This window comes from Paracoccus sp. (in: a-proteobacteria) (assembly GCF_032007265.1).
Classification (GTDB): Bacteria; Pseudomonadota; Alphaproteobacteria; order Rhodobacterales; family Rhodobacteraceae; genus Paracoccus.
In genome coordinates this window covers 1-15,299 of sequence record NZ_DALZMB010000090.1, presented here as the reverse complement: position 1 = coordinate 15,299, position 15,299 = coordinate 1, and the positions used below count along the sequence as shown (strand labels likewise).

Genomic DNA, 15,299 nt, shown 5'->3' with positions numbered 1-15,299 from the left:
CCCCCCTCATCCTACGATGGCAGCGTCGTCACGGCAATTTTTCGAGGTGCCCTTGTTCTAATGAAAGTAGAGGCATCTCACGTGGCTCATGCTTTGCAAAATATGGCTGACGCATTGCCTGCCCTAGGTATCGTCGCGGCTGTTCTAGGCGTGGTTAAAACAATGGCGTCTATTGACCAACCACCAGAAGTGTTGGGGAAGATGATCGGCGGTGCACTAGTAGGCACGTTCTTGGGTGTGTTTTTGGCTTATGGTCTGGTCGCGCCGTTGGCGCAAAGGCTTACCGGAATTGTAAAGCAAGATCATTCGTTTTTCGAAGTAATCAAGGCGACTTTGGTGGCGGGATTACACCAGCACGCGACTAACCTTTGTGTGGAGGTTGGTCGTCAATCGACCCCAGCTAATTTTCGCCCATCGTTTGTTGATCTAGAAAGTGCTTTGAGGGAAATCAAGAAAATTGCTTAAGCTTTGGCATGTTTTTTTTAGCTTTTTCTCATTTCTTGATCAGAATAGTCATATGCCAGATAAGGCGATGGTTGTTGAGGGCGCCATTCGGGAAGTGATGAATGGCGATAATCAGATTGAAGATGTGATGGGTCAGGTAAATAGGCTTCCAATGGCGGATAGGATGGAAGTAATCATTATTCTCAGAAGGGCGGGTTTTTTGACTGGTCCTGCGCGAGATATAACTAAATCTGACGATAGGTAAATTTAGGGTAGATCGATTTGAGCCGTCATCACATATTCAATATTTTCACGGGAAGCCTAAGGTCATTTCTGATAACAGGTGGCCTCGTTCTTGTTGTCGTGTCGATGGTTGTTCCAATTCCTGCCGTATTTTTGGATGTTGGGTTTTCATTTTCTATAGCAATTTCCATGATGATACTGGCGATGGCGGCTTTGGTAGATAAGCCTACTGATTTCCAATCCTTTCCTGTCCTTCTGTTGTTGGCGCTTATCGTGCGTCTTTCACTTACAGTCTCATCGACACGCTTAATTTTGACCAATGGAGATCAGGGCAAAGAGGCTGCCGGGCAGGTCATCAGCGGTTTTGCTGAATTCGTGGCGGGTGGATCACTTTTGGTGGGGCTAACAGTATTCGCAGTTATATCTGTCGTTAACTTCCTGGTTATTACTAAGGGATCAGGAAGGATGGCAGAGGTTTCAGCAAGGTTCGCTTTGGATTCTCTTCCAGGTAAACAGTTGGCAATCGATGGAGATCTCAGTTCAGGCGCAATCGACCATGAACAGGCCAAGCAGCGTCGAATTCAGGAGCAACGCGAGATTAGCTTTTATGGATCTCTCGATGGTGCCTCCAAGTTTGTAAAAGGAGACGCGGTTGCTGGATTGGTGATAACGTTAATCAATTTGATAGTTGGTTTGGCTGCCGGAGTTTTGGTTCATAAGATGCCCGCATCGGAGGCTTTGGCGACGTATTCGCATCTTACGATCGGTGATGGGCTCGTGGCTCAGGTACCAGCATTGATTACCTCAATGGCCGCGGCGTTGCTTTTGTCAAGGGGCGGGGCGACCGAAAATACGTCGGACTTACTTACCCGGCAGATCGGTGGAAATTGGCAGGCTTTGGCAATCGTGTCAGCGTGCCTAATGCTGCTCTCGCTTGTGCCAGGAATGCCCACTTTGGTCTTTGTTTCTCTCTCTGTTCTGGCTGATATTGGCGCAGTTCTTTCCGTAAGAAGGGATTCAGGGGAGATAAACTCAGCCATAGAGGTTGAAGAAAATCATTCGCCAATAGCCTCTCAGCCAAGAATTGGAGATTTACTCGATGCAGATGAAATCAGCATTGAAATCAGCCCTATTCTCATTGCGACGGCGCTAGATGAATCCCGTGGGCTCAGCAATCGCATCAACAATTTACGTGTTCATGTCGCGAAAAAATTTGGAATCATCCTTCCAGATGTCAGGATTACCGATGGGAAAGACTTCGATTTAGGGTCGTATGTTATCCGAATTCATGGCGTGATTCGAGGTAAAGGAACACTTAGGCCCCATGACGTTCTCGCTTTAGGCTCTGAAGACGTGCTGCGGGATCTTCAAGGCGCGCGGGTGAGTGAACCCGTTTACAATACTCCGGCGATGTGGATCGATATAGATGATCAGGATGATGCCGCAGTGAATGGCGCGACGGTTGTCACACCGATGGAAATTCTTTCGACCCACCTTCTCGAAGTTGTTCGCGTGAACCTTCCCAATCTCCTGACAGTTTCGGGATTGCAAAGGATGATACAAGAGTTGCGCGACGTATCAGATGAAAGCCGCGCACTGATTAATCAGCGTTTCTTTGATAATATGATACCAGATAAAGTTAGTCCTGACCTGCTTCTTTCGGTCCTCCGATTGCTTCTGGCGGAACGTATCTCAATTCGAAATCTTATATTTATTATCGATGCCGTTTATGAGGCGCGGGGTGCAGAAAATACCCAGGCGGTCTACGAGGCTGTGCGTCGGCGACTGCGTGGACAAATTACCGAGCAATATACGACTGATGAGGGCAATTTGAATATTGTCCAGCTTCATCCCGAATGGGAGGCAGAGTTCACCCGGACAGAACTTGAGGCCGGGCGGCAAAGTCAGGTCCCTATTTTGCAGATTCAGCAACGATTGGCTGGCGCGGTCAAAGCGGCACTTTCCTCGGTAGCTGGGGATGTTTCCCCTGTCCTGGCGGTCGCTGATCACCGTCTTCGACTTGTGCGCTCAATTCTCGATGCTTCCAGCGTTGCGGTACCTGTTTTAGGTCTGGACGAGATCGAGCCATCCGCCCAAGTTCGTATTGTCGGGACGGTGGCAGCGTGACATCGGGCTTGGGATTGCTGGATGAGACCTGGTTTTTGACGCTTATGCTGACCTATCTTCGGGTGCAGGGCTTCCTGATCGCGCTTCCAGCTTTTTCAGAAAGGCTGCTGCCGGCTCGCTTGCGGATCGGGCTGGCGATGGCACTTACGCCGCTTTTTATCGACCAGTTTACGATTGCTTTCGATGATGGATCGCCCGCGGCGTTAGCTTTGGTCGCGGCGGGTGAAGTGTTGACCGGCGTGATCTTGGGTATTTTCGTACGCATCATGTCGCTGGCGCTTGATGTTGCTGCTTCGGCCATCGCAATGACCGCGTCACTTTCGCAAATTATGGGCGTCGCGAACGACGCCTCGCCTCATCCCATCGGAAACCTTTTGCATCTTGCGGGGCTGGCTTTGTTGATGACGCTGGGATTTCCAATCGTGGTTTGCCAGCTCCTCGCCGATAGCTTTGAACTGCGAAGGATTGGAGAGTGGCCCGATATTACCCGGCTTCTTCCTGCGCTGATTGGCATTGTTTCGGCGAGTTTTGAGCTGGCGATGCTGCTTGCGGCCCCCTTTATTCTAGGAGGGCTCCTGTTTCAGACGCTTTCGGGCGTTATCAGCAAGGCGATGCCCGCTCTGCCCATTGTGTTCATTGGTGCTCCGGCCGCGATTTTGTTGGCGCTGGTCGCTCTGGCGATACTGGCGCCCGTGATACTTTCGATCTGGGCAGATCAGCTGATGATGTTTGATCCGATGAGGGTGCGGTGAGCGACGAAAGCACGGACAAACAATTTGACGCGACCGAACAGAAGCTGCGTCAGGCCCGAGAAAAGGGCGACATTCCGCGCTCGAACGAGCTTAACTCTGCGTTGATGTATCTTGGTCTGTGGGGCGGTTTGGCCTTCCTGGGGGCGGTCGCGGTGCCGCGGTGGTTGGCCAAGGCATCTCGATTGCTCGGGGGCGAGAGCTGGCCCGAGCAATCCGGCCGCGCCGCCATCACCCTCGCGCGTGACCTGGGGGGCTACGCGGCATTCGCAACGGTGGTCGTGATTTCGCTTATGGGGCTTTGCATCTTTCTGGGCATGCTCGCGCAAAAATCTATTCTGTTCACCCCTGCAAAGCTTGGATTTGATATCAATCGTATCAACCCCATCAAAAATGCTGCACAGAAATTTGGCAGATCCGGGCTGGTGAACTTTGCAATCTCGTTGGGCAAGGCGGGGCTGGTTATCGCCGGCGGCTCTTTCCTTTTTCAATCCCTCTTGGGTCAGATCATGGATGTGGCCTTTATGGCCGATCGCCAATGGGTGGCCGGGTTGCACGAGGTTTTATACCTTTGCCTGTATTTGGCGCTGGGAATCTCAGTTCTATTCGCAGGGGTGGACCTTCTGTGGAAGCATCTTGAGTTTCGTCGCAAGCATCGCATGTCGCGCAAAGAGATGGTTGACGAGCATAAGGAAAGTGAGGGCGATCCCCATTTCAAGGCGGCTCGGCGGCAAAAGGGCTATGATCTGGTCATGAGACGGATGTTGGATGACGTCCAGAATGCCGATGTCGTCATCGTCAACCCCACTCACTATGCGGTTGCGCTGGAATGGAAGCGCAACAGTGGCCGTGCGCCGGTTTGTCTTGCCAAGGGCACGGATGAGGTGGCCCGCCGCATTCGCGAGCGTGCGGCAGAAAATAAGATCCCGATCTATTCCGACCCGCCCGTCGCCCGCGCGCTTTATGCCACGGTTGAAATCGGGCAAGAGATTGAATTTGATCACTTCTCGGCGGTGGCGGCGGCCATTCGCTATGCTGAAAAGCTGCGCAAGCAGATGCGTGCGGGATGGGCGTTGCAGGAAAAGGCCGCGAGGAAGAAAAAGCGATGAGGCAATCCCCCTCGGCCCTGAAAAAGCTTGGCAAATTGGCCAAGGTCAAATCCGACCTGGAAATGCGACGTTTTTCGGCCTTTCGGCTGCAAGTCGAAGCTGCGCGGGCGCGGATCGCCGATCTTGAGGCTCGCCTGCAACAGCTCTACCGACCTGCCGAGGTCTTCTCGGTGGCGCAGGCGCGTTTGACCAATGCCTTAACGATTGAGCTGGTGCGCAGCATTTCTGCGGAGAAGGCGTCGCTCGAACAGATGCTGCCGCGATTTGAGGTCGCGCGCCAGCATGCCATGCGCGAATTTGGCCGCGTTCAGGTCATCGACGAATTGCGGCGAGACCAGATTGCCCAGCTGGCCGAACAGCAAGAGCGCAAGACCCGCTAAAGCCCGCATGGGTTAGCTCATGGGCTGACTTTCGAGCCAGAGGTGTAGGGCTTGCGGTAAGCGGTTTTGCGAATCACCACATGGCCTTTTGCTCAGGTCAGGCGAAAAAACTGCAGGCGAGCCTATTCCTGCGCCATCGCGTTTCACGTGAAATAGCCTGATATTACGGGCAGATATAAGCGAGTTTATGCCCAGAAGATCTGCCGGCCATCCCGCAGCTTCTGGTGCCTGGCGGATCTCGACTTGCCGGTCTTCGCGCATTCCGGTGATGCAGCCCTTGATTTATTTGGTCATTTTACCTTCCGAAGCTGGGGGCGGCTGAATCCGTGCGAAATGCGACGAAAAACGGGGGAAACAGAACGGTTTGGGCATTCGGAGGCGACTATTATGTACGTTTTGTATTCCATATGACTGGCGGAAGTTTTCTTTTCTGCCCGAGATGGAGGTCGTTCTTGATGGCAAAGGTTGTGCCGGTGACGCGCGGGCGTAAGTTCACTCAGGTGTTGGAAGGCGCCCGGACGGTGTTTCTGCGTGACGGTTTTGAGGGGGCCAGTGTCGACGACATCGCGCGCGAGGCGGCTGTGTCCAAAGCGACCCTTTACAGCTATTTTTCGGATAAAAGGCTGATGTTCATCGAGGTTTTCCGCGCGGAATTACAGCGTGACGTCGCGGATGCCCGGGCCTTGCTCGAGGTTGATCTGCCTGTGGCGCAGGTTTTACCGTTCATTGTTCAGATGATCTCTTCTTATGTCGTCTCCGAGGTCGGCTTGCGCGTCTACCGGGTCAGCATCGGCGAGGCCGAGCGATTTCCGATGCTGGCACGCGAATATTACGAGGCAGGTCAGGCCCAGCTGCGTCGGCAATTGGTCCAATACTTCGAGCGCTGCGTTGCGCGCGGCGAGCTAAAGATTTCGGACTTCGAATTGGCAGCCGATCAGCTGGTTGATCTGTCCAGCGCATCGATCAGGGATTGCGCCACGCTTTTGGGGCGCGATTCCGTCACGCCTGAAAGAATGCGCCGCGTCAATCGCGGCGCGGTCGAGATGTTTTTGTCCCATTACGGGGTCGCGGATCTGGCGCGCACTCCGGCCTGAAAGCCCGCGTCTGTTGCGCAGTTCTGCGCCTATACGGTCACAAGTTCAGGCCATTGATCGGGGCTAACTCATTGCGGGTTCTCAGGGCGCGGCGGGGCATCTATAAGCTTTGCAAGTTACCAGATCCCGGGATGGATAAGCGAAGAATGAACAAGTTTCTGATTGCCCTTATGCTCGTTGCACCCTTGGCAGCTTGCGCACCGGCGCCGCAGCCTGAACCTGTGATGCCCGCGCCTGCGCCACTTGCGCCGGTCGCCGGAATCAGCGGCCTGCAAACCCGCGAGCCCGATGCCTGCCATGCCAACACCTACACCCATGCATTGGGCCAGCCGGGCACCGTTATCCCCAGCCTCGGCGTCACCCGTGACTTCCGCGTTGTGGAATATCGCGGCATCGAACCACAAGAATATGATCCGCTGCGCATCGTGTTCCGCCTTGATCAAGCCGGGAATATCTACAACATCGACTGTGGTTGATTTGGAGGACTTTCGATGAAACGTCTGCTGATGCTTGCTCCGGTTTTGATGGTTGCGGCCTGTGTCGAGACCCAGCCCCCGGCAACGATCGAACCTGCGCCAGACGCGTGTAAAGCGTCCAGCTTTCAAGGGCTTATCGGTCAGCCCGCAGCTGCGGTCGAGAAGATGAAGTTTCCCGAAGGGACGCGCATCCTGCGTCCGAATATGGCCGTGACGGCTGATTACCGTGTCGATCGTCTCAACGTCGAGATTGGCAACAGTGGCAAGGTCGAAAAGGTCTCTTGCTACTGATCAGGGCCTGATTTCAATCTGGTTAAGGGCGGCCTTTGGTCGCCCTTTTTCGTTGAAAACTTGGCAAGGCCCTGTCACCATTCCGTCATGTCGGTCGTGCAAACCTCTTTTCCTACAGACCCGGAACGTGTGGTCTTTGACCGCCGCGAGCTGGGGGTTATTCTCTCGGTCTATGGACGCATGGTCGCCGCTGGCGAGTGGCGCGATTACGCGATGTCGTTTCTGCGCGATGTTGCGATTTTTTCGGTCTTTCGCCGCGCCACCGAACATCCGCTATATCGGATCGAAAAGCGCCCAAGGCTTCGATCGGCGCAGGGCGCCTATGCGGTCATTGCGATGGATGGCCGTGTGCTTAAGCGTGGCCACGACCTGAAAACCGTGCTGCAGGTGCTCGAGCGCAAGTTGATCCGCGCGGTCGAATAAGCGGGTGTATGCGGCTCTTTGGCCGTAAACCTCTCAGCCCCCGGTGATCCAGTGAATGACCAGGGGGATGGTGATGATGCTGACCCCGGTCGAGATCAGGATCGCGGTCGAGACCCGCTGCACTGCCACACCGAAATATTGCGCCAGAATATAGACATTCCCCGCCACAGGCAGCGCCGATGCGGCAATCATGACCCCCGCGGCAAAGGGCTCGACCCGAAAGACCATCAGCGCCAAAAGCCCCACGGCCAGCGGGTGCAAGATCAGTTTGGCAAAGCTTAACCAGATCGCGGGGCCAAGCCGCTCGGCTGATTTTCCTGCCAGGCTGGCGCCGATGGCAAAAAGCGCACCCGGCGTCGCGGCCGCCCCAAGCAAGGCAGGAACTCATCCAGGGGCTGCCATAAGGGCAGGGCAAGCGCTGACCAGATGACCCCAGCGATCATGGCGGCAATCATGGGGTTGCTGATGATCCCGCGCAGTAGCTGGGGCAGGAATGCCAGCGTCAGGCGGCCCTGTCGGGCGGCACTGATCATCAGCGTAACCAGCGACGAGAAAAAGATCAGATCGATGACCAGCAGCAGCATGATCGGCCCGATGGCGCGCTCGCCCAAAAGCACCGCCAGCATCGGCACGCCCAAAAAGCCCGTGTTCCCGGTCATGCCGGTATGGGCCTCCATCGCGCATTCCGCCGTCGGCAGGCCGCGCAGGCGCGCGACGCAAAACCCGATCGCCCAGACTGCCAATGAGCCAATCAGATAGGCCAGCACGAAGCGCAGATCAAAAAGCTGGCGAATGTCCAGCGAGCCGGCAAATCGAAACAACATCGCAGGCAGCGCAAAGTAAAAGACAAATTTGGTCAGCCAGGCCGTCGCATCCTGTGGGAAAAAACGGATGCGGCCAGCAAACCAACCCAAACCGATCAGCGCGAAAAAGGGCAGGGTCTTTAAAAAAATTGCCAGCATCAGCTGTCCTGATTATCCGCTAGATCGGTTGTGGGGCTTTGGTCGCCGCCAAGGGGGCCGCGCGCGACCACATAGGCCGTGGCACCATCGGCTTGGGGCTGCATGCGGATCAGGCGGTGTCCGCCTTGCTGACAAAAATGAGGCACATCGATCACCGCCGCAGGATCGGTCGCGATCAGGCAGATCTGAGCATCTTCCTCAAGCGCCAGCAGGCGTTTGCGCAGCCTTAAAACCGGCAAGGGGCACAGCAGCCCACGCGCATCGATTTCGGGAATGGGCGTTTGCGGCCCGTCATTTTGGCCGTGACTGGCGCTGCTCATCGGGTGAGCGCTCATCGGACGGGGCAGTCGTGGGGCATTGTCATGCCGATGCGGATGCCACGGGGGCGTTCAGCGCGGCCAGGCACCATGCCGCCGCGCCCTCATCCGCGACCGGCTGGGCCAGATCTCCTGCGAATTCGTTGAAGGCGGCCTCGTAACCGACCGGGACATAGGTCAGCACGGGAATGCCCCGCGCCAATGCATTGGCAATGACATCGCGAAAACCACGGCCATAGGCCTCTTGCTTGGCGAATTTGTTCAAGATGACCAGCTCGGCGCCCTGATCCAGCACTGCCTGGACCCGTGCAACGGCCATCTCTAGCGCGCCTGCATCCAAGCGGCATCCTTCGGAACCCGGGCCAAGCGATTGCGAGATGCGGATTTCCGGCCCCAAATCACCCAGCACCCGCAGGTCCATATCACAGCTGCAATCTGCGCCTTGATCGGTGTTGGATTGCACTGCACCTGCCAGGCGAAACCCTTGGGCAGCAAGTGCATTGGCAAGCTCTGATAGCAGCAGGTCCGCTGCTCCCGGCGCGCCCTTCATCGAGATATAGCCCAGCATGATCGGCCCTTCGCAGATAGAGTGGCTAAAGAATAACCTTCAGCGGGCCAAAGGCAACCGCAAGGCGGGATCAGGCAGATCTGCCAGCGGGCCATAGAAAATCAGCGACGGATGCGGGCTTGGCCCTTCGGTCTTTAGCACATGCGCCAGCTCACTAAGCGTCATTCGCAAGATGCGCTGATGGGGATGGCCGACCGCCTCGGCCAGCATTGCAGGGGTCTGTGGCGACATGCCATGCGCGACCAGCTTTTCCGCCATGGCTGGAAAGTTGCGCTGTCCCATAAAGACCACGGTCGTCGCATGAGGGTCGGTCAGCGCGGCCCAATTCTGATCTTGGGGCAGGCCCCCCGTCACATCCGCGCCCGTGACAAATTGCAGCCGGCGCGCGGTCAGCCGTCGCGTCAGGGGCAGGCCCGCCGCTGCGGCTGCGGCCACGGCCGAGGGTACGCCCGGCACGATTTCAAAGGGGATCTGCGCCAGCAAAAGCGCCGCGATTTCCTCTTCGAGGCGGCCGAAAATTCCGGCGTCGCCCGATTTCAGCCTTACGACGCGCCGCCCCTGCAAGGCATGTTCCACCAGCAGGGCATTGACCTCTTCTTGCCGCGCCGAGGGGCGACCGGCGCGCTTGCCGACGCTGATCAACTGGGCGTCGGCGCCTGCCAGCTCTAGGATCGGCCCCGCCGCCAGCGCGTCGTAAAGCACGACCTCTGCATCGGCCAACCTCTTGGTGGCGCGCATGGTCAACAGCTCGGGGTCGCCGGGACCGGACGAGACAAAGGAAACGAAACCGGGAGTTTGGGTCAAATCGCTCATGGCAAATCCGTGATCGAAATATTGCAGTGATGCAAGGGCCAAGCGTGCAGGGCGTCTTGCCCGTCGGGGCGGCATTTGCGATAGAGAAATGAACCGCACCGAGGGATCACCATCATGTTTCGCGCCCGCCATCTTCTGGGGATCGAACCTCTCGCCCCGGCCGAGATCACCACGCTTCTGGATCTTGCCGAGACTTATGTCGAGCTGAACCGCCGCACCGTCAAACGATCGGATGCATTGGCGGGGATGACGCAAATCAACCTGTTTTTCGAGAATTCGACCCGCACCCAATCCAGTTTCGAGCTGGCCGGAAAGCGCCTTGGTGCCGATGTCATGAATATGGACGTCGCCCATTCCAGCGTGAAAAAGGGCGAGACGCTGATTGATACCGCATTGACGCTGAATGCGATGCATCCCGACCTGCTGGTTGTGCGCCATCCTCAATCGGGTGCCGTCGATCTGCTGGCGCAAAAGGTGAATTGCGCGGTTCTGAACGCGGGCGACGGTCGGCACGAACATCCGACGCAGGCTTTGCTGGATGCTTTGACCATCCGGCGCAAAAAGGGTCGGCTTCACCGCCTGACCATCGCGATCTGCGGTGATATCGCCCATAGTCGGGTCGCGCGATCAAACCTGATTTTGCTGGGTAAAATGGAAAACAGGCTGCGTCTGGTCGGCCCTGCGACCCTGATGCCATCAGGTGCGCGCGAGCTTGGCTGCGAAGTCTATGAAGACATGAGCGAGGGGCTGAAAGGCGCCGACGTCGTGATGATGCTGCGCCTTCAAAAAGAGCGCATGGATGGCGGTTTCATCCCCTCTGAGCGCGAATATTATCACCGCTGGGGGCTGGACGCTGAAAAGCTGGCGCTGGCTGCGCCCGATGCCATTGTCATGCACCCCGGTCCGATGAACCGTGGTGTGGAAATCGACGGCACCATTGCGGATGACATTAACCATTCTGTGATCCGCGATCAGGTCGAAATGGGCGTGGCAGTGCGCATGGCCGCAATGGATCTGCTGGCACGCAATCTGCGTGCCGAGCGTGGCCGCGTCGCCTCGGGCGAGGTCGGCGGGGTCATGGTGTGACCCAGACCGCTGGCGCAGATCCGGCTTGGTTGCCCAAGCTTGCCAAGGGCGAAAAGCTGCTTTGGCATGGGCAGAGCGTCCCCGGATATGCGTTTCGTCTGTCAGATCTGATTCAGATCCCGATGGCTTTGGTCTTTATCATCCTGAGCGTGCCTCAGGTTCTGGGGCCTGTGCTTTCTGGGCCTTGGGCGGGCACGCTTAACTGGCTTTTTCTGGTGATCGGCATTTACAAATTGCTGGATGTGCTGGTCCTGCGCTCTCTTGCCCTGCGCAAGACCCGCTATGGCTTGACCAATCTGGGCGCCCTTATTGCGCACCCCGTCTTTGGGCGGATGGTGGTCGACAGCTATCCCCTCACCACCATGCCCGAGATCCGCTATAATGGCGCCGAGCCGGGCACGATCTGGTTCGCCGAACGCCATAGCTGGAGCACAAGCCTGCCGCTGCAAAGCATCGGATTTCAGCGCATTGCCAATGCAAGTGCGGTCTATCAGCTGATGATGCGCCTGCATGCAGGTAAATCCCCTGATCACAGCGAGGACAGCTAGATGGTCACCCCAACCGAGGCCCCCGGCTGGCAGGGCATCCTTGATGAGGGTGAGGCGATCTTGTGGCAGGGACGCCCTTCAAGTCGGGTGAACTGGCTGGGCGGGGATCTGCGCAGCGCCATGCTGGGCCTATTCATGATCGCCTTTGCGCTGTTCTGGATGTATCAGGCCGCGCGCTCGGGGACGATGATGTGGATCTTTGGTTCGCTGTTTCTGGTGGTGGGGCTGCGCACAGCTTTGTCTGAAAACCTGCTGCCTGCCTATATTCGCTCGCGCAGCTGGTACACGCTGACCGACCGCCGCGCCATCGTGGCGACCGATATGCCGATCCGTGGGCGCAGGCTGTTCTTTTACCCGATCACCCCTGCAACGCCCGTAACGCTCGTGCCCGGAGACCCCAGTTCGATTTATTTTGCCCCGGTTGCCAAGGCCGAAACACGCGCCGAGGGTTTTTTGCAAATACCAGATGCCGAGGGGGTCATGCGGATCATTCGCAAGATCCAAACCGGCGAGATGACGAAAGATGCGCCATGATCCAGCATTTTGAAAATGCCCGCCTGATCGATCCTGAAACCCAAAGCGAGGATCTGGGCAGCCTGACCATCGCGGATGGTGTGATTGTCGCGCGCGACGATCAAGCCCCCGAAGATGCTTTGATCATCGATGCGGGCGGCAAATGTCTGGCCCCGGGATTGATCGATTGGGGCGTCAAAATCGGCGAGCCCGGCGAGCGCCACAAGGAAAGCTTCCGCTCGGCAGGGCTGGCAGCCGCAGCAGGTGGTGTCACCACGATCATCGCGCGCCCCGACACGCTGCCCCCGATCGATGATCCGGAAGCCTTGGAATTCGCCACTCGGCGCGCAGCCGATGCCCCGGTCAATATTCGCCACATGGCGGCACTGACCCGTGGCCGGGATGGCCGCGAAATGGTCGAGATGGGCTTTTTGCAGGATGCGGGCGCGGTCGCCTTTACCGATGGTGTGCGCGTGGTCCCCGAATCGCGGCTGTTGTCGCGTTGCATGACCTATGCGCGCGGACTGAATGCGCTCATCATCGGCCACCCGCAGGACCCAAGCCTGTCCAAAGGCGCGGTGGCCACCTCGGGCAAATTCGCCTCGCTTTATGGGCTCGCATCCGTTTCGCCCCAGGCCGAGGTGATGGGCCTTGACCGTGACCTTAGCCTTGTACGCATGACCGGATGCCGCTGGCATGCCGATCAGATCACAGTGGCCGACAGCCTGCCCGCGCTTCGCCGCGCAAAAGACGAGGGCTTGGATGTCACGGCCGGTATTTCCATCCATCACCTGACGCTCAATGAATATGACATTGGCGGCTACCGCTCGTTTTTCCGCTTCACGCCGCCCTTGCGCTCCGAAGAGGACCGCCAGGCCATGATCGATGCCGTGGCCGAAGGGCTGATCGATGTGATCGCCAGCTTCCATACTCCGCAGGATGAGGAATCCAAGCGACTACCCTTTGGCGAGGCCGCGCCCGGGGCCGTCGGCCTGCAAACCCTGCTGCCCGCAGCCATGCGCCTTTACCATCAAGGCGGGCTCAGCTTGGCGCAGCTGTGGCGCGCGATGTCGCTGAACCCGGCCAAGCGCTTGGGCCTTGCGGCAGGGCGCCTTGGTGTGGGGGCGCCTGCCGATCTGATCCTCTTTGACCCCGACGCGCCCTTCATTCTCGACCGCTTCAAACTTTTGTCCAAATCGAAAAACACCCCCTTTGACGGTGCGCGAATGGAAGGCAAAGTGCTGGGAACTTGGGTCGGCGGCACGCGCGTCTTTGGAGGAAACACATGATCGCAATGATCTGGGCCCTGATCGGCTATCTGCTCGGTTCGATCCCCTTTGGCATCGTAATCACGCGGGCTCTGGGCCTTGGCGATCTGCGCCAGATCGGTTCGGGAAATATCGGTGCAACGAATGTGCTGCGCACCGGCAACAAAGGGGCAGCCCTCGCAACCCTGCTCCTCGATTCGGGCAAGGGGGCAATTGCCGTTCTTCTGGCACGCGCCATTGCGGGTGAAGATGCAGCCCTGATCGCTGGTGGCGCAGCTTTCCTTGGCCACCTTTTCCCGATCTGGCTGGGTTTCAAGGGCGGCAAAGGGGTTGCCACTTTCCTTGGTACGCTGCTTGCTCTCGACTGGCGCCTGGGTCTGGCCGCTTGTGCCATCTGGCTGGTCATGGCGCTGGTGTTTCGAATTTCCTCACTCGCAGCACTGGTCGCAGCCGCGCTTGCACCTTTTCTGGCCTTGGCAGTTGATGGCTGGCCTTTGGCACTGACGACGGGCTTCATGGCCGTGCTGATCTATATCCGCCACCACGCCAATATTACCCGCATCATCGCGGGGACCGAGCCCAGGATCGGCAAAAAGGGCTGATTTCTTCATCATCCAAATACCCAAAAAGCGCGCCGAAGGCGCGTTTTTCTTTTTCCTTCGTCAAACCCGCTCTGCAAAAGCGCGTGGCTCTGATTGCGCCTGCAGCATAATGAGGCAGCCGGCCGCACGCCGCGCGATTTGGCAGGGTGATGTTTAGCGGGTGGGAACAGGGTGTTCGCCGGAATAGTCGTAAAATCCGCGCCCGGTCTTACGTCCCAGCCAGCCTGCCTCGACATATTTCGTCAGCAGCGGGCAAGGGCGGTATTTTGTATCTGCCAGCCCCTCATGCAGCACATTCATAATCGCAAGACAGGTATCAAGGCCGATGAAATCAGCAAGCTCGAGGGGGCCCATCGGGTGATTGGCACCCAGCTTCATCGATTCATCGATCGACTTGACCGAGCCGACACCTTCGTAAAGCGTATAGACCGCTTCATTGATCATCGGCATCAGGATGCGGTTGACGATGAAAGCGGGAAAGTCCTCGGCGCTGGCAGCAGTCTTTCCGATCTTTTCGACCACCTCCAGAAGCTGACGATAGGTATCTTCATCCGTCGCAATCCCGCGGATCAGCTCGACCAATTGCATGATCGGCACCGGATTCATGAAGTGAAAACCCATGAACTTGCCAGGGCGGTCGGTGCGGCTGGCCAGGCGCGTGATCGAGATCGACGACGTGTTCGAGGTCAGGATGGTTTCCGGCTTCAGATGCGGAACCAGATCCTCGAAGATCGCCTGTTTCACGGTCTCGCGTTCGGTCGCGGCTTCGATCACCAGATCGCATTGACCCAGATCCGACAGCTGCATCGTGGTTGAGATCCGAGCCATCGCGGCTTCTTTGGCTGCGGGGGTGATCTTGTCGCGGCTGACCTGGCGATCCAGGTTGCGGCCAATCAAGACGATGGCCTGATCCAGGGATTCGCGCGAGATATCCGTCATCAGGACATCATAGCCTGCCAGCGCAAAGACATGGGCAATGCCATTGCCCATCTGGCCAGCGCCGATCACGCCTACTGATTGAATCGCCATGTCGTCATCCTTTCGTCGCTCAGCGGCGACGATAGGCGCAAGCGCCTTGCAACATCAATGAGAAAACCGCCTGCAAAGTCTGCAGGCGGTTTGGCGATGGGTCGGGGGCTCTGCCCCTCGGCGCTTTGCGCCTCACCCCGGGGTATTTCTGTAATGAAGAAAGGCCGGGGTGGGGCTTTTTCAGAGCTTTTCGGTCAGCTCGGGAACGATCTGGAAGAGATCGCCGACGAGGCCGTAATCTGCGATCTGGAAGATCG

Annotated in this window: 18 protein-coding genes and 2 pseudogenes; 14 read left to right on the top strand and 6 right to left on the bottom strand. The window is 57.5% G+C overall.

Annotated elements, in window-relative coordinates; all coding sequences use genetic code 11:
• The 9 genes from RTS12_RS16105 to RTS12_RS16065 all read left to right on the top strand — a co-directional run.
• On the top strand, positions 1-465 hold a 465-nt coding region (locus RTS12_RS16105), incomplete at its 5' end, for a MotA/TolQ/ExbB proton channel family protein (protein ID WP_312530320.1).
• A 261-nt stretch (positions 466-726) separates the two neighbouring features.
• On the top strand, positions 727-2,814 hold the full coding sequence (locus RTS12_RS16100) for an FHIPEP family type III secretion protein (RefSeq protein ID WP_312530318.1): 2,088 nt from the start codon (positions 727-729) through the stop codon (positions 2,812-2,814).
• Positions 2,811-3,566 (top strand): flagellar biosynthetic protein FliR, encoded by a 756-nt coding sequence (locus RTS12_RS16095; RefSeq protein WP_312530316.1) that lies wholly within the window; start codon positions 2,811-2,813, stop codon positions 3,564-3,566. Before RTS12_RS16100 ends, RTS12_RS16095 begins: the two co-directional genes overlap by 4 nt.
• Positions 3,563-4,672, top strand: coding sequence for a flagellar type III secretion system protein FlhB (locus RTS12_RS16090; protein WP_312530314.1), 1,110 nt, complete (start codon positions 3,563-3,565; stop codon positions 4,670-4,672). The genes RTS12_RS16095 and RTS12_RS16090 overlap by 4 nt, the downstream gene beginning before the upstream one ends.
• Entirely contained in the window at positions 4,669-5,052 is a 384-nt protein-coding gene (locus RTS12_RS16085) for a hypothetical protein (protein ID WP_312530312.1), read from the top strand. The genes RTS12_RS16090 and RTS12_RS16085 overlap by 4 nt, the downstream gene beginning before the upstream one ends.
• Before the next feature lie 455 nt (positions 5,053-5,507).
• The gene (locus tag RTS12_RS16080; protein ID WP_312530310.1) at positions 5,508-6,146 is read left to right on the top strand and encodes a TetR/AcrR family transcriptional regulator; all 639 of its coding nucleotides are present in this window, start codon (positions 5,508-5,510) and stop codon (positions 6,144-6,146) included.
• Positions 6,147-6,292: 146 nt separating this feature from the next.
• Positions 6,293-6,622: a hypothetical protein gene (locus RTS12_RS16075; RefSeq protein ID WP_312530308.1), complete on the top strand. Its 330-nt coding sequence runs from the start codon at positions 6,293-6,295 to the stop codon at positions 6,620-6,622.
• 15 nt (positions 6,623-6,637) lie between these two features.
• Entirely contained in the window at positions 6,638-6,913 is a 276-nt protein-coding gene (locus RTS12_RS16070) for an I78 family peptidase inhibitor (protein ID WP_312530306.1), read from the top strand.
• Positions 6,914-7,000: 87 nt separating this feature from the next.
• The gene (locus RTS12_RS16065) at positions 7,001-7,336 is read left to right on the top strand and encodes a DUF2794 domain-containing protein (protein ID WP_312530305.1); all 336 of its coding nucleotides are present in this window, start codon (positions 7,001-7,003) and stop codon (positions 7,334-7,336) included.
• A gap of 33 nt (positions 7,337-7,369) precedes the next feature.
• Here RTS12_RS16065 and RTS12_RS16060 read toward each other — a convergent pair.
• The 4 genes and pseudogenes from RTS12_RS16060 to cobA form a co-directional block, all read right to left on the bottom strand.
• Positions 7,370-8,298 (bottom strand): annotated as a pseudogene (locus tag RTS12_RS16060) (AEC family transporter).
• Positions 8,298-8,618, bottom strand: coding sequence for a sulfurtransferase TusA family protein (locus tag RTS12_RS16055; RefSeq protein ID WP_312530303.1), 321 nt, complete (start codon positions 8,616-8,618; stop codon positions 8,298-8,300). Before RTS12_RS16055 ends, RTS12_RS16060 begins: the two are co-directional and overlap by 1 nt.
• 40 nt (positions 8,619-8,658) lie before the next feature.
• Complete coding sequence (locus tag RTS12_RS16050; RefSeq protein ID WP_312530302.1) at positions 8,659-9,183, bottom strand: DUF2478 domain-containing protein; 525 nt, start codon at positions 9,181-9,183, stop codon at positions 8,659-8,661.
• 39 nt (positions 9,184-9,222) lie between these two features.
• Positions 9,223-9,996 (bottom strand): uroporphyrinogen-III C-methyltransferase, encoded by a 774-nt coding sequence (gene cobA, locus RTS12_RS16045; protein ID WP_312530300.1) that lies wholly within the window; start codon positions 9,994-9,996, stop codon positions 9,223-9,225.
• Between the two features lie 111 nt (positions 9,997-10,107).
• Between cobA and RTS12_RS16040 the strand changes: the two genes are divergently transcribed.
• The 5 genes from RTS12_RS16040 to plsY are packed head-to-tail and all read left to right on the top strand — an operon-like array spanning position 10,108 to position 14,013.
• Positions 10,108-11,082 carry an aspartate carbamoyltransferase catalytic subunit gene (locus RTS12_RS16040; RefSeq protein ID WP_312530322.1) on the top strand — a complete coding sequence of 325 codons (975 nt, stop codon included), beginning with the start codon at positions 10,108-10,110 and terminating at the stop codon, positions 11,080-11,082.
• Positions 11,079-11,630: a hypothetical protein gene (locus RTS12_RS16035; protein WP_312530299.1), complete on the top strand. Its 552-nt coding sequence runs from the start codon at positions 11,079-11,081 to the stop codon at positions 11,628-11,630. Before RTS12_RS16040 ends, RTS12_RS16035 begins: the two co-directional genes overlap by 4 nt.
• On the top strand, positions 11,631-12,164 hold the full coding sequence (locus RTS12_RS16030; protein WP_312530298.1) for an aspartate carbamoyltransferase catalytic subunit: 534 nt from the start codon (positions 11,631-11,633) through the stop codon (positions 12,162-12,164).
• On the top strand, positions 12,161-13,432 hold the full coding sequence (pyrC, locus tag RTS12_RS16025; RefSeq protein ID WP_312530296.1) for a dihydroorotase: 1,272 nt from the start codon (positions 12,161-12,163) through the stop codon (positions 13,430-13,432). Before RTS12_RS16030 ends, pyrC begins: the two co-directional genes overlap by 4 nt.
• The gene (gene plsY, locus RTS12_RS16020) at positions 13,429-14,013 is read left to right on the top strand and encodes a glycerol-3-phosphate 1-O-acyltransferase PlsY (RefSeq protein WP_312530294.1); all 585 of its coding nucleotides are present in this window, start codon (positions 13,429-13,431) and stop codon (positions 14,011-14,013) included. Before pyrC ends, plsY begins: the two co-directional genes overlap by 4 nt.
• Before the next feature lie 153 nt (positions 14,014-14,166).
• Here the strand turns inward: plsY and RTS12_RS16015 are convergent, their stop codons facing one another.
• Positions 14,167-15,042, bottom strand: a complete 876-nt coding sequence (locus RTS12_RS16015) for a 3-hydroxybutyryl-CoA dehydrogenase (RefSeq protein ID WP_312530292.1) — start codon at positions 15,040-15,042, stop codon at positions 14,167-14,169.
• 180 nt (positions 15,043-15,222) lie between these two features.
• Positions 15,223-15,299, bottom strand: a pseudogene (locus tag RTS12_RS16010) (electron transfer flavoprotein subunit alpha); the annotation flags it as partial.

Bases quoted from the DNA above. Each gene is read 5' to 3' on its own strand.
- RTS12_RS16085 (WP_312530312.1), top strand. From the start codon at position 4,669: ATGAGGCAATCCCCCTCGGCCCTGAAAAAGCTTGGCAAATTGGCCAAG.
- RTS12_RS16080 (WP_312530310.1), top strand. From the start codon at position 5,508: ATGGCAAAGGTTGTGCCGGTGACGCGCGGGCGTAAGTTCACTCAGGTG.
- RTS12_RS16075 (WP_312530308.1), top strand. From the start codon at position 6,293: ATGAACAAGTTTCTGATTGCCCTTATGCTCGTTGCACCCTTGGCAGCT.
- RTS12_RS16070 (WP_312530306.1), top strand. From the start codon at position 6,638: ATGAAACGTCTGCTGATGCTTGCTCCGGTTTTGATGGTTGCGGCCTGT.
- RTS12_RS16065 (WP_312530305.1), top strand. From the start codon at position 7,001: ATGTCGGTCGTGCAAACCTCTTTTCCTACAGACCCGGAACGTGTGGTC.
- RTS12_RS16055 (WP_312530303.1), bottom strand. From the start codon at position 8,618: ATGAGCAGCGCCAGTCACGGCCAAAATGACGGGCCGCAAACGCCCATT.
- RTS12_RS16050 (WP_312530302.1), bottom strand. From the start codon at position 9,183: ATGCTGGGCTATATCTCGATGAAGGGCGCGCCGGGAGCAGCGGACCTG.
- cobA (WP_312530300.1), bottom strand. From the start codon at position 9,996: ATGAGCGATTTGACCCAAACTCCCGGTTTCGTTTCCTTTGTCTCGTCC.
- RTS12_RS16030 (WP_312530298.1), top strand. From the start codon at position 11,631: ATGGTCACCCCAACCGAGGCCCCCGGCTGGCAGGGCATCCTTGATGAG.
- pyrC (WP_312530296.1), top strand. From the start codon at position 12,161: ATGATCCAGCATTTTGAAAATGCCCGCCTGATCGATCCTGAAACCCAA.
- plsY (WP_312530294.1), top strand. From the start codon at position 13,429: ATGATCGCAATGATCTGGGCCCTGATCGGCTATCTGCTCGGTTCGATC.
- RTS12_RS16015 (WP_312530292.1), bottom strand. From the start codon at position 15,042: ATGGCGATTCAATCAGTAGGCGTGATCGGCGCTGGCCAGATGGGCAAT.